The sequence below is a fragment of the Dietzia timorensis genome, from assembly GCF_001659785.1.
Classification (GTDB): domain Bacteria; phylum Actinomycetota; class Actinomycetes; order Mycobacteriales; family Mycobacteriaceae; genus Dietzia; species Dietzia timorensis.
The window spans coordinates 969,592-982,188 of record NZ_CP015961.1 but is presented as its reverse complement, the minus strand read 5'-3'; the positions used below and the strand labels follow the sequence as shown (position 1 = coordinate 982,188).

13 protein-coding genes are annotated in these 12,597 nt (G+C 67.3%); 2 read left to right on the top strand and 11 right to left on the bottom strand.

The genetic code is table 11. The annotated features are described in order from the left end of the window. Positions 1-5: 5 nt before the first annotated feature. Positions 6-1,532 (bottom strand): IMP dehydrogenase, encoded by a 1,527-nt coding sequence (gene guaB / locus BJL86_RS04525; protein WP_067473992.1) that lies wholly within the window; start codon positions 1,530-1,532, stop codon positions 6-8. 200 nt (positions 1,533-1,732) lie between these two features. Here guaB and BJL86_RS04520 point away from each other — a divergent pair, with 200 nt between their 5' ends. Then, the gene (locus BJL86_RS04520) at positions 1,733-2,161 is read left to right on the top strand and encodes a DUF5319 domain-containing protein (RefSeq protein WP_231887183.1); all 429 of its coding nucleotides are present in this window, start codon (positions 1,733-1,735) and stop codon (positions 2,159-2,161) included. 118 nt (positions 2,162-2,279) lie between these two features. Here BJL86_RS04520 and BJL86_RS04515 read toward each other — a convergent pair whose 3' ends face one another. The 4 genes from BJL86_RS04515 to groES all read right to left on the bottom strand — a co-directional run bounded on the left by BJL86_RS04515 (position 2,280) and on the right by groES (position 6,254). Further along, on the bottom strand, positions 2,280-3,317 hold the full coding sequence (locus tag BJL86_RS04515; protein ID WP_156515291.1) for a hypothetical protein: 1,038 nt from the start codon (positions 3,315-3,317) through the stop codon (positions 2,280-2,282). Beyond that, a complete protein-coding gene (shbA, locus tag BJL86_RS04505) occupies positions 3,308-3,889 on the bottom strand; it encodes an RNA polymerase sigma factor ShbA (protein WP_067473980.1) in 582 nt (193 codons plus the stop codon). The genes BJL86_RS04515 and shbA overlap by 10 nt, the downstream gene beginning before the upstream one ends. A 337-nt stretch (positions 3,890-4,226) precedes the next feature. Then, positions 4,227-5,846 (bottom strand): chaperonin GroEL, encoded by a 1,620-nt coding sequence (gene groL / locus BJL86_RS04500; RefSeq protein ID WP_067473977.1) that lies wholly within the window; start codon positions 5,844-5,846, stop codon positions 4,227-4,229. Positions 5,847-5,966: 120 nt separating this feature from the next. Then, positions 5,967-6,254, bottom strand: coding sequence for a co-chaperone GroES (gene groES / locus BJL86_RS04495; protein WP_067473974.1), 288 nt, complete (start codon positions 6,252-6,254; stop codon positions 5,967-5,969). 365 nt (positions 6,255-6,619) lie between these two features. Between groES and BJL86_RS04490 the strand changes: the two genes are divergently transcribed. Next, the gene (locus BJL86_RS04490; RefSeq protein WP_067473971.1) at positions 6,620-7,015 is read left to right on the top strand and encodes a DUF4190 domain-containing protein; all 396 of its coding nucleotides are present in this window, start codon (positions 6,620-6,622) and stop codon (positions 7,013-7,015) included. A 32-nt stretch (positions 7,016-7,047) separates the two neighbouring features. On the opposite strand, the gene tsaD is transcribed toward BJL86_RS04490, so the two are convergent. The 6 genes from tsaD to alr form a co-directional block, all read right to left on the bottom strand. Then, positions 7,048-8,154 (bottom strand): tRNA (adenosine(37)-N6)-threonylcarbamoyltransferase complex transferase subunit TsaD, encoded by a 1,107-nt coding sequence (gene tsaD / locus BJL86_RS04485; RefSeq protein ID WP_083657624.1) that lies wholly within the window; start codon positions 8,152-8,154, stop codon positions 7,048-7,050. After that, entirely contained in the window at positions 8,154-8,669 is a 516-nt protein-coding gene (rimI, locus tag BJL86_RS04480; RefSeq protein ID WP_075844842.1) for a ribosomal protein S18-alanine N-acetyltransferase, read from the bottom strand. The genes tsaD and rimI overlap by 1 nt, the downstream gene beginning before the upstream one ends. Continuing rightward, entirely contained in the window at positions 8,666-9,445 is a 780-nt protein-coding gene (gene tsaB / locus BJL86_RS04475) for a tRNA (adenosine(37)-N6)-threonylcarbamoyltransferase complex dimerization subunit type 1 TsaB (protein ID WP_075844841.1), read from the bottom strand. The genes rimI and tsaB overlap by 4 nt, the downstream gene beginning before the upstream one ends. Before the next feature lie 11 nt (positions 9,446-9,456). Then, on the bottom strand, positions 9,457-10,005 hold the full coding sequence (gene tsaE / locus BJL86_RS04470) for a tRNA (adenosine(37)-N6)-threonylcarbamoyltransferase complex ATPase subunit type 1 TsaE (RefSeq protein ID WP_067475194.1): 549 nt from the start codon (positions 10,003-10,005) through the stop codon (positions 9,457-9,459). After that, positions 10,002-11,195, bottom strand: a complete 1,194-nt coding sequence (locus BJL86_RS04465; protein WP_067475191.1) for an alpha/beta fold hydrolase — start codon at positions 11,193-11,195, stop codon at positions 10,002-10,004. Before BJL86_RS04465 ends, tsaE begins: the two co-directional genes overlap by 4 nt. Positions 11,196-11,395: 200 nt before the next feature. Further along, positions 11,396-12,595: an alanine racemase gene (gene alr, locus BJL86_RS04460; RefSeq protein ID WP_067475187.1), complete on the bottom strand. Its 1,200-nt coding sequence runs from the start codon at positions 12,593-12,595 to the stop codon at positions 11,396-11,398. Positions 12,596-12,597: the final 2 nt, after the last annotated feature.

The window sequence follows — 12,597 nt, the reverse complement described above, 5'->3', positions numbered from 1 at the left end:
CGGGACTAGCGAGCCCGGTAGTTGGGCGCCTCGGTGGTGATCTGGATCGCGTGCGGATGGGACTCGCGGAGACCTGCGGGCGAGATCTGCACGAACTGCGCCCGCTGCAGGTCGGCGACGGTGCGAGCGCCCGTGTATCCCATCGCGGCGCGCAGGCCGCCGACGAGCTGGTGGACGACCTGGGAGACCTCACCGCGGAACGGCACGCGCCCCTCGATGCCCTCGGGGACGAGCTTCTCCTCCGACAGCACGTTGTCCTGGAAGTAGCGGTCCTTGGAGTAGGACTTGTCGCCTGCGCGGCCCTTCATCGCGCCCATCGAGCCCATGCCACGGTAGGTCTTGTACTGCTTGCCGTCGACGAGGATGAGGTCGCCCGGGGCCTCCCGGGTGCCGGCGAGGAGCGAACCGAACATCGCCACCGAGGCGCCGGCAGCGATCGCCTTGGCGAAATCGCCGGAGTACTGCATACCGCCGTCGGCGATGACCGGCACGCCTGCCTTCTTCGCGGCGGCCGCTGCCTCCATGATCGCGGTGATCTGGGGTGCACCAACTCCGGCGACGACGCGCGTGGTGCAGATCGAACCCGGGCCGATGCCCACCTTGATGGCATCGGCGCCCGCGTCGATCATGGCTTGCGCCGCCGCGCGCGTGGCGAGGTTGCCGCCGATGATCTGCACACCGGGGAAGTTTGCCTTGATGTCGGAGACCATCTGCAGGGCGTTGTTGTTGTGCGCGTGCGCGGTGTCCACAACGAGCGCGTCCACCCCGGCGTCAGCAAGCGAAGCCGCGCGCTGGAACGAGTCGGCGCCCGTGCCGACCGCGGCCGAGACCATGAGCCGACCGTCGGCGTCCTTCGTGGCATCGGGGTACTCATCGGTCTTGGCGAAGTCCTTGACCGTGATGAGCCCGGTGAGCTTGCCATCGCCGTCGACGATCGGCAGCTTCTCGATCTTGTGGCGGCGCAGGAGCCCGAGCGCGGCGTCGGCGGTGACGCCCTTCTGCGCGGTGACCAGCGGCGCGGTGGTCATCACGTCCTCGACGCGGCGCGACATGTCGACCTCGAACCGCATGTCGCGATTGGTGATGATCCCGACGAGGCGGCCCTGTTCATCGGCCACGGGAAGACCGGAAATCCGGAAACGGGCGCACTTCTCGTCCACCTCGGCGAGGGTGTCTGACGGCGAGGCGGTGACGGGATCGGTCACCATGCCGGCTTCGGAGCGCTTGACGATTTCCACCTGCGTCGCCTGGTCGGAGGCGGAGAGGTTGCGGTGCAGGACACCGAGGCCGCCCTGGCGCGCCATCGCGATGGCCATGCGCGATTCGGTGACGGTGTCCATCGCGGAGGAAAGGATCGGAATACGAAGGGAGATCTCCCGCGTGAGCTGCGTGGACGTGTCGACGTCGGAGGGCACCACATTCGACTCGGCGGGGACGAGGAGCACGTCATCGAACGTCAGACCCATCATCGCGATCTTGTCGGGGTCGTCCCCGCCCGTTCGAATTGCTCCGCTTGCCTGATCCACTGCCATGAGTTTTCGACCCTTTCTCGCCGCTGATCCCGATTCACTGAGCTTAAACGTCGGCGGGGCCTGATTGCATCCCGAGGCCGGCGCGGTCGTGCCCGATCTCACCCGGAGCGGCAGGCATGCCGGGAGCAAATCGCTCACAGCGTCACGGGCGGCTTGCGACGGGATACCTATTATTGGACATAGCGGGTAATTTGGACCGCGTGAGTTCAAGCAATCATCCACCGATGCCGCCCGGCATGCCGCCGGACCCGTTCGACGACGACTTCATGGCCGAGGTCACCTCCGAGTCGGGCATGTTCGAGGATGACGACGAGGCGTTCGAGCCGCTCAGCGACCAGGAGCGCGCGCTCCTGGAGCAGGATCTCGCCGATCTCCGCGAGTTCGAGACCGCGCTCGCGCCGCGCGGCGTCAAGGGCATCGTTATCGACTGCGTCGACTGCCAGGAGATGCACTACTTCGACTGGACGATTCTGCGCGAGCGCATGGAGCAGATGCTCGGAGACGGCAGCATCCCCACGCACGAGCCCGCGATGGATCCCAACCCGGACTTCTATGTCACGTGGGACTACTGCCTCGGCTTCCTCGACGGTCTCGAGGCGCCGCGGCGTGTGCGCCGAGGGCTGTTCTAGACAGTCGGCCCGCGCGCAGCTACGTGCGACGAGAACCGGATAATACGAGAATGAGCCAGCGAAGTCGCTGGCTCATTCTCGTGTGACGACGTCGTCTGCGCCGCCCTCTGCCGAATCGCTATCTCGGCGTTGACGTCTTCGGCGATTCGAGCATGTCCATGTTGCGCCCAGAACCGCCGGAGTTTCCCCCGGAATTACCGCTCTGCGTAGTTTCCTGCGTCGGCGAGGGGTTGCTCTGGTTCGACTGGGTTGGCACCGCCTGCCGCAACTGCTGCATATCGGTCGGATCGAGCGGGCTCACCGGATCGATACTGCGGTCCGGAGCCGGGGTCGCCGGCGGTGGCGGCACCGGATCCTGATTGTTCGGTGGCGGGACGGGTGCGCCCGTCGGCTCCGGAGCCTGCTGCTGCGCGCTGTTGGGCACCGAGGTCTCCGTGGTGGGCACGGGGGCCTGTTCTTCGTTCGGCTGGATCTGCCCCGAGTTCGGATCCGGCGACTCCGGAGCGGGAAGCGCGCCGCGCTCCCCCGCCTGGCCGCGGTCGAGCTGGCGCTGGATCTGGTCGCGGATCCGGATCAGGTTGACCCGATCCGCCGCCGACTCGACGCCGTCGAGGCGCTCGGACACCGACTGCAGTAGCCGGTCGGCCTCGGCCGTGTCTCCCCGCGACAGGGCATCGTTCGCTGCGGCGAGATCACGTTCGAGCGCCGAGACGAGTTCGACGTCGCTGGATTCCCCGCCGAAAATCGATTGGTTGACGTTCCACAGCGGGTCTCCCGGCTGTGCGTTGAAGGCCATGATGGACAAGCTGCCCACGGCCACGGCGACGAGCGACGCAGCGCCCACCGCGATAGTGCTCAGGCCGCGTTTGCGGCCCCCACGCCGATGCTCACGACGTTCGCGCGCCTCATCGAGGCTCGTGACGTGATCTGTTCCGTCTTCATCTGTAGCGGCGCCACGTTCGAAAGCGGTGTCAATGTCGTACTCGCTCGGCCCCTCGGGGAAAGGGGCAGCCTCAGTGGCGCTCCTAGCTCCGAGAAGCAGGTCGAAAAGAGCATCATCGGTCGAGGTGACGGCATCGGGCCGCTCCCCCTGACCGAGGGCGTCCAGAATGCCGTCGACGCGGTTCTCGTCGAACCGGTCGCGATCTAGCGCCATCTCCCTTCACCATCCCTTTCAATACGCTCCCGGAGCTGCTTGATCGCGCGATGTTGCGCGACTCGCACAGCTCCCGGGGTGCTGCCGACGACTTCCGCGGTCTCGTCCGCGGATAGTCCGACAATGACACGCAATCGGATGATCTCCCGCGCCTTTTCCGGGAGCTCTGCGAGCAGTGCTCCGAGTTTGGCGTTGGCATCGTTGGCCAGCGCCGCATCCTCCGGTCCGCCATCGGCGGCAAGCGTTTCGGGCAGGTGCTCCACGGGATCGGACCGATTTCGCCCCGCGCTTCGGTGTGCGTCTGCAACCTTGTGCGAAGCGATGCCGTATACGAACGCCATGAACGGCTTGCCCTGATCTCGGTACCCCGGAATTGCCGAGAGAACCGCGATGAGAACTTCTTGTGTGACATCGTCCGCAGAGAGCAGGCCCTTGTCAGCGACGCCGACGCGCGAACGACAATAGCGCGCGACGCCGGGCTTGATTAATCCAAGCACCCGGCTTGCCGCGGCCTTATCGCCCTTTACGGCGGAAGCCACTGCGAGTTCCAACTCGTCTGCTGTCTGTGTCATCGACTTCGTGTGCGCGAACGTTACGTCGCTGCTGGTCCCTTCCTCTGCAGAGTGATCACCAAGAAATTTCTCGAGCTCGGCCCATCAATACCTTTGAGAGCATTTGGCCCCGGCTTATGTTCCGCCATTCTCTTCAGTATGGCAATATCGCCGCTTTTCGAGCGGAGATTTCCACGCTACAGGCGATGAGCGTAACGGCAACCGGTTTCGATGGCGCCACGACCCCGAAACTTCCTGAATTTTATTGCGACAAAACCAAACGGCCCCGCGTGCTGGACGTTCGTAGCACGCGGGGCCGTTCATAGACCCGAATATTCGACCCGGGCCAGGGAAAACCCTAGTGGGAGTGCCCGTGTCCGCCGGCATTCTCCTCCGGCTCCTCGGGCTTGTCGACGATCGCCGTTTCCGTGGTGAGCACCATGCGGGACACCGACGCGGCGTTGACGACGGCGGAGTGGGTGACCTTCACCGGGTCGATGACGCCCTCGGCGATGAGGTCGCCGTACTCAAGAGTGGCCGCGTTGAAGCCCTGTCCCTCGGGAAGATCTCCGACCTTGCTCACGACGACCGAGCCGTCCTCGCCGGCGTTGTCGGCGATCCAGTACAGCGGAGCCTGGAGCGCCTTGCGCAGCACGCGCACACCGACGGCCTCATCGGTGCCGGCGAAGGATTCCTCGAGGGAGTCCAACGACTTGGCAGCCTGCACGAGCGCGGAGCCGCCACCGGCGACAACGCCCTCGGCAACCGCGGCTTTCGCCGAGTTGACCGCGTCCTCGACGCGGAGCTTGCGCTCGGTCATCTCGGCCTCGGTGGCCGCGCCGACGTGGATCACGGCAACGCCGCCGGACAGCTTCGCGATGCGCTCATTGAGCTTCTCGCGATCCCAGTCCGACGAAGACTGCTCGACCTCACGCTTGAGCTGCGCGACACGCGCCTGCACGTCGTCGGCCGAACCGGCGCCGTCGACGATGACCGTCTCGTCCTTCGTAACGGTCACGCGACGGGCGGAACCGAGCACCTCGATGCCCGACTCACGTAGCGACATGCCGAGGTCCGGGGAGATGACCTGTCCGCCGGTGACGATCGCGAGGTCATCCATGAACGCCTTGCGCCGGTCGCCAAAGAACGGGGACTTGATGGCCACGGCCTTGATCGTCTTACGGATCGAGTTGACCACAAGCGTGGACAGGGCCTCGCCCTCGATGTCCTCGGCGAGGATGACGAGCGGCTTGCCCGCCTCGGCTGCCTTCTCGAGCATCGGAAGCAGGTCCGCGAGCGCGGAGATCTTCTCGCGGTGCAGAAGGATGAGCGGATCGTTGAAGATCGCCTTCTGCTCCTCGGCGTCGGTGATGAAGTACGGGGACAGGAAGCCCTTGTCGAAGGCGACGCCCTCGGACACCGTCACCTCATCGCCCAGCGACTGGGACTCCTCGATCGAGACGACGCCATCGGTGCCGACGGCCTCCATCGCCTTGGCGACCATGTCGCCGATGTACGGGTCACGGGAGGACACGGTCGCGACCTGGGCGACGCCCTCCGAGCCCGACACGGGAGTGGCAGCAGCCTTGAGCGACTCCACGACGGCGTCCGCGCCGGCGGCAAGGCCCTTGCCGAGCGCCATCGGGTTGGTGCCGGCCGCGACGTTACGCAGGCCCTCGCGGATGAGCGCCTGGGCGAGCACGGTCGCGGTCGTCGTTCCGTCGCCGGCGACGTCATTGGTCTTCGTCGCTACCGACTTGACCAACTGGGCACCGAGATTCGCGAAGGGCTCTTCGAGCTCGATCTCGCGGGCGATCGACACGCCGTCGTTGGTGACGGTCGGGCCGCCGAACGCCTTGGCCAGCACGACGTGGCGTCCACGGGGGCCGAGGGTGATCTTGACGGTATCGGCAAGCTGATCGACGCCCGAAAGCATCGACTTGCGCGCCTGCTCGTCAAAAGCAATGAGCTTAGACATGTGTGCGTCAATTCCTTTGAAAAAGAAGTGCTAAGGAGAGTAGAAAACCCCGGCCGCTGCGGTTCGCTTGCGAGCGGCAGCGCCGGGGCCTGGCGCCGATAGAAACCTCGGCGCTCGGTTCTAGTCGATGACCGCGAGAATGTCGCGAGCCGACAGGATCAGGTAGTCCTGACCGTCGTAGGAGATCTCGGTTCCTCCGTACTTGGAGAAGATCACCTTGTTGCCCTCGGCGACATCCACGGGGATGCGCTTGCCCTGCTCGTCGAAACGGCCCGGGCCGACCGCGACTACGGAGCCCTCCTGGGGCTTCTCCTTGGCGGTGTCCGGGATAACGAGTCCGGAAGCGGTCGTGGTCTCAGCAGCGCTGACCTCGACGAGAATCTTGTCCTCAAGCGGCTTGATCGCCACGGGATCCTCCTGATGCGTAAAGTTTAAAAGGTACGTTTCCTGGCCGGGAGGGCCGCGATGAATAGCCGTCGCGGGTGGCGTACAACTCGACCCTCTAACCAATTGGCACTCTATACCCGAGAGTGCCAACTTACAAGGTACTCGATTCTTGGTTCGCAATCACAGAACTTTCAGACTGCCCGCGTAAGGTCCACCTGGACGCAATAACACGCGAATGCCCACGTTTTGGCCATGACCAGGGCTTTTGGAGTTTCCGGCGTCATACGATTCCGCCCTCGACGGGCGGAATTCGTTGTGCCGGTCAAGGAGGTTCGGAGCACGTGTGGAGCCCGTACGGGAGGCAACAGCATCCCGAGTCCCAGTGTGTGAGGACGGATACCGGCGCTTTCGGCAACCCCTCGATGGTGTCTCCCGAATGCACCGACCCGGCGGTGCCGCCGTCGTCCTTCGCGCCTTATGGCCCGTATGAGGTCCGCTCGACAAACAAGCTGGCCGTCTTCGCGTTCCTACTCACGATCTTCAATCTCGTCGTCGGCACGCTGTCGATGATCCTGTTCCCGCTGTTCACGCTCGCGATGTGCGTGCTCGGGATCGTGCTCGGCCATCTCGCCCTGCGCAGCGTGCGCCGGTCGCACCAGGCGGGCAGGTCGCTGGCCATCGCCGCGCTCGTGCTCAGCTACGCGGGCCTGCTGTTCGAGCTGGTCGTCCTCGGCAGCATTCACCTGTTCATGGATCTCGACCTGCTCGCGTTGCTCGGCTAGCCCCTGCGGCGGACTCCACCCGGGCAGCCCGGCTAGAGCAGGCTCTGGCTCACGTGCAGCCCGGGGTCGGTCGCGGCGCCGAGGGTCGAGGGCATCCTGCCCGCGGCAATCATGGATCCGGCCACAGCCACGACCATCGCGCCGTTATCGGTGCACAGGCGCGGACGCGGAATTCGCAGCTCGATCCCCGCGGCTTCGCAGCGCTCGGCCGCGAGTTCCCGGAGCCGAGAATTGGCTGCCACTCCGCCGCCGATGAGCAGGCGCTCCGCGCCGGTGTCGGCGCAGGCGCGCACGGCCTTCGACGTCAGAACATCCGCCACCGCCTCCTGGAAGGACGCGGCCACGTCGGCGAGAGCGACGGTCTCCCCCGCGGCCTCGGCGCGTTCGAGATAACGGGCGACGGATGTCTTGAGCCCTGAGAAGGAGAAGTCGAAGGGCGCATCGCGCGGTCCGGTCATGCCGCGTGGGAATGCGATCGCCGCAGAATTTCCCCCGCGCGCGGCCTTATCGACCACGGGTCCGCCGGGGTATCCGAGCCCCAAGAGGCGCGCGACCTTGTCGTAGGCCTCGCCGGCGGCGTCGTCGACGGTGGAGCCGAGCTCGCGCAGCGGATCGGCGAGCGAGGGCACGTGGAGTAACTGGGTGTGCCCGCCGGAGACGAGAAGCGCCACCGCGGGAGGCAGGGCCCCGCCGTCGAACTGCGCGACCGCGACATGTCCGACGAGATGGTTGATCGCGTAGAACGGCACGCCCCACGCGGCGGCATAGCCCTTCGCGCCGGCTACGCCTACGAGCAAAGCCCCCGCCAGGCCTGGCCCGATGGTCGCGGCGACCGCGTCGGGCCGTTCGATGCCGGCCTCGTCGAGCGCGCGCCGCACAGTGGGCACGAGCGCCTCGAGGTGCGCGCGCGAGGCGATCTCGGGCACAACCCCGCCGAAGCGCGCGTGCTCCTCCATCGACGACGCGACAACATCGGAGAGCAGTTCGATCTCGCCGCCCGGGTGCACTCGCGACAGCGCGACGCCTGTCTCGTCGCACGAGGACTCGATCCCGAGCACCACGCGCGGCGCCGATAGGTCCAGCGGCGCGGCGGGGACGACCTGCGGCGCGGCGGCGCCGGCGGTGGCAGCGGTGGACATCACGCCTCCTCGGGGAATGCGGCGGGCTCGCCGGGCTGCGGCCCGGACCCACCTATGACGGCGGAGCGCACCATCGCATAGGCGTCCTCTCCGCTGGGTCGATAGTAATTGCGGCGCAGGCCGACGACCGAGAAGCCGTGCGACTCGTAGAGCGTGCGCGCCGCGATGTTGCCGGTGGCGACCTCGAGCAGAACGGGCGCGGACTCGGCATCGGCGACGGCGAGCATCTCGGCAAGCAACGCGCGGCCGAGGCCCCGTCCCTGGAAATCGGGGTCGACGGCAATGTTGAACACTTCGAACTCGCGGTCGCCGTCCGGGCCGAAGGCGCCGAGCACGGCATAGCCGGCGAGCCGGTCGCCGCCGCGCGCGGCCCACATGCGCACGTGTTCCTGGCCGAGGGTGTCGCGGAACTGGGATTCGCTCCACGGGTCCTGGCGCGGGAACAGCACCCGCTCGAGCGCGGCGGCGGCGGCCGAATCGCCCGGCGCGAACGCGTCGATAGCCAGCGTGCTCATCGCTGCCCGCCAGAATCTTCGGCTGCGGCATTGTCGCGGCCGGTGAGCGCGGGCGAGATCGGTCGCGGCTTCGGCTCCACCGCATCGGGGCGCCGCAGGTAGAGAGGTTCGAGCGGGGCCGGCGTGGCGCCGGCCAGCAGAGGCTCGGCGGCGCGGTCGACGAGCGCCGAAACGGCGGGGAACGCCTGGAGGTCGGAGCGGATCGCGGGCCCCGGCGCCAGCTCGGCGAGCCGTCCCGGATCCCCGCACGCGATCGCCGCGGCCCCGTCGGCGGCGACCGGCGAGGAGATGTCGCGCGCCGCGAGCACGGCGGGGGCCTGGGTGCGGGCACCTCCGGCGTCATAGGCGGCGTAGTAGGCCTCCCGGCGGCGCGCGTCGGTGACCACGAGAAGCGGGGCCGCGGCGGCTACCATGTCGCCGGCATCGGCGAGCGCCCAGCGGGCGGTGGTGGCGATGGCATCGAGGGTGACGACGGGATGGCACGGCACCCCGAGCGCATCGGCGTACCCGGCGGCGGTCGCCATGCCCACGCGCAGACCGGTGAACGGGCCGGGGCCGCAGCCGACGACGACCGCGTCGACATCCCCGCCGTCCAGCCCCGCCGCATGTAGGCATCCGAGAAGTTGCGGGATGAGCAGCTCGGCATGCGCACGCGGATCGAGGGTGTAAGTCGCGGCGAGCTCGACAGGCCTGCCCCCATCCGCCCCCGACGGGTCGAGGCGAACGACACCGCTCGTGACGGCGGAGGTGGCGGTATCCAGGGCGACGACGATCACGGGTACACAGGCTACTCGGCGGCGGGGCCGGGCGGGAAACCCTCGGGGCCGCGGGCCCACCGAGCGGTGCGGGTGTCGGCGGCATCGTTGCGTTCGAGGCGCACGAGCCACGGCCGCTCGGCGAGGACTTCTCCGAGCCCCTCTCCCCACTCGATGACGACGACGTCGGTGCCCAGGAACTCGTCCAGGTCGAGCGATTCGAGTTCGTCGGCCAGCGCGTGCGGGTTCGACGGCGCCGCGCCGGTGCCGGCTGCGCTCGCCTCGAGATCGGAGTCCGCGCGCAACCGGTACGCGTCGACGTGGACGAGCCCCGGCCCGCCCGGTTCGGTCGGTTTATGACGTCGGGCGAGCTGGAACGTCGGGGAGGTCACGCGCCCCGACACCGCGAGCGCCTCGGCGAGTCCCTGGGTGAGCGAGGTCTTTCCCGCGCCGAGCGGGCCGGTGAGGATGACCACGTCCCCGGCTCCCAGGGCCGCGCCGAGTTCCCTGCCGAACGCGTGGGTCTGGTCGAGGTCCGCCAGCTCGCGGCTGCCGTGTTCCGGGAAGCCCTGCCCGCTCAACGTTCGGTGCGGCGCACGTCGTGAATGGTATCGGTGCCGTTCTCGGTGCGTGTCCACACCGAACTGACACGCTCGCGCTCGATCCCGATGGAGTCGAAGGCGCCGTCGATGACGTAGGCGATCTCGTCGTTGGTGATCTCGATGGCCTCGAGCTGCACCATGTGACCGCAACCGGGTACGACGACGAAGCGGGCGCCGGGCATATCGCGAGACATCTCGATCGAGCGATTCACCGGGGTCATCAGGTCCGCGTCGCCGCACAGGATCGATACGGAGACGTCCTCGAGAATCGGATATGCGCCCTTCGCGTCGAGAGTCACCAGCGCCTCGACGAATCCCGCCATGACCTCGACATCGGCCGAACCGATGAGGTCGTTGGTGAATTCGACGACGGTCTTGCCGACCATCGTCGGATTACCGAAGGCTCCGGCCTTGATGAGCGGTTCGATGACCATGCCCAGCGCGCGACGGCCGCTGTGGTAAACGCCGGGAGTTTTCTCGGCCGACCACGCCACCGAGGTGATGAGCGGATTGTCGAGGATCGCCGGTAGACCTGCCTCGGGGAGCTTGTCCGCCGCAGTGGCGAGCAGGCTGACGCCGACGAGCCTGTCCCGGACCAGATCGGGATACATCTCGGCGAACTTGAGTACGGTCATCCCGCCCATGGAATGTCCGACCAGCACGATCGGGCCGGTCCGCGCCACGGAACCGATCACATTGTGGAGATCCTCGGCAAGCTGGGTAATCGTGTAGGTACGGCTATCGGCGCGCCCGGAGAGCCCGTGTCCGCGCTGGTCGTAGAACACCATGCGAATGTCGGAGCCGTACTTTTCCTTCAGACCGGTGGACTGAAAGTGGAACGAATCCATCGACAGGGTGAATCCGTGGACGAAAACGACGGTGAGCTCGGCGTCGACCGGACCGACCTCGCGGACCGCGAGCGGGTTACCGTCGGACGCGGCGACGATCTCGCCGCGATCGGAGCCGATGTCCCACACGGGTTCGCCCTCGTGGGCATCGTAGGAGCGCAGCGGAAGCAAATCCGGCAGCTGGCTCGCCGCGGACACCAGCAACGCGCTGACCCCTGCAACGACTCCCGAGGACATCGGGGGGTGGAAATCGCTGTCCGCCTCGGCTCGATCGACCTCCGTGCGCGGCAGGTGCGGGCGCAGCGCCCGCGGTACGGGCATACGCGGAAGGCTGGGCATCTTCCCCCGAACGGTGCCCCAAAGCGTGTCGCTGTCCGGGTCCACTGGCCTACTCCCTCGGTCCTCTTCGCGTGCCGCCTTCAAACCTCGCGAGAAGAAGCGACGACAACCCACGTTCTCGGTTCCCGTATCGTCCATTGCTGCCCGCGCCTGCCGCGGAGCGTCCATTCGCACCATGTGCGCTACTCCTCCCCCTGGAGCGAGGTCGTGTGTACGTAGCGGGCTGCTCGCCCGCGGGCCGCGCACACAACCTCGTAGTGGATGGTGCCGAGCTTGTCCGCCCAGTCACCGGCGTGCGGGGCTCCCCGGGCGGGATCCCCGAACATCACGGCCCTGTCGCCTGCCCTGATCCCGCCGGGCACCGCTCCAGACGCCGTTCGCGGGCCGAGCTCGACAACGAATTGGTCCATGCACACTCGCCCGACCTGAGCGTAACGCCCTCCGCGTAGCTGTACATCGAAATTGTTGGATAAAAGTCTCCAGACCCCGTCGGCGTAGCCGGCCGCGACGAGCGCGACGACGGTGTCCCGGGGCGCGATCCAGGAGTGCCCGTAGCTGATCCCCTGCCCTTCGTTCACGTCCTTGACCATGAGAACCTCGGCGGAAAACGTCATCGCGGGGCGTAGTCCGAAGTCCTCGCCCTCGATGGGGCTCAGCCCGTACAGCGCGATTCCCGGGCGGACGATCTCGAATCCGTCCGAGCCGCGAGTGAGCGTTCCCGCGGAGTTCGAATGATGGTTGCGGGGGCATTCCAGGCCCATCGATCGCGCCTGCTCGACAGCCTCGTGCAGCGCGGTGACCTGCGAGTCGATCACCGGATCGCCGGGAGCGTCGGCGTTGGCGAAATGCGCCATCAGCCCGGTGACCTCGATAATTCCTTCGCGCTCAGCGGCGACGAGTCGGTCGAAGGTCCGCTCCCAATGCAGCGGCATGATTCCCGAGCGACCGAGGCCGGTGTCGAGTTTTGGGGTCACTCTTGCCCGCATGCCGGACTTGCGTGCGCCTGCCACAACGGCGTCGAGGTGCTCCGGGCTGGGAACGGCGATGTCGATCCCGGCGCCGATGACGCCCGAGACATCATCACCTGCCGAGTACAGCCACGCGAGGATCGGAGCGGAGATGCCGACCTGCCGCAACGCGACCGCTTCGGCAAGGGTGGTGACGCCGAGCGAGGTCGCGCCGGCCTCCAGCGCCGTGCGCGCGACTGCGGGGGCGCCGTGGCCGTAGCCGTCGGCCTTGACCACTGCCATGACCTCGGCATCGGGCGCCTTGGCCGCGAGGATCTCGGTGTTATGCGCAATCGCGGGCAGGTCGATGTCCACGCGCGCGGGCCCCGCCGGGATCGGGGCGGTGGAACCTGCAGCGGGCACGATTGTTGTCATAG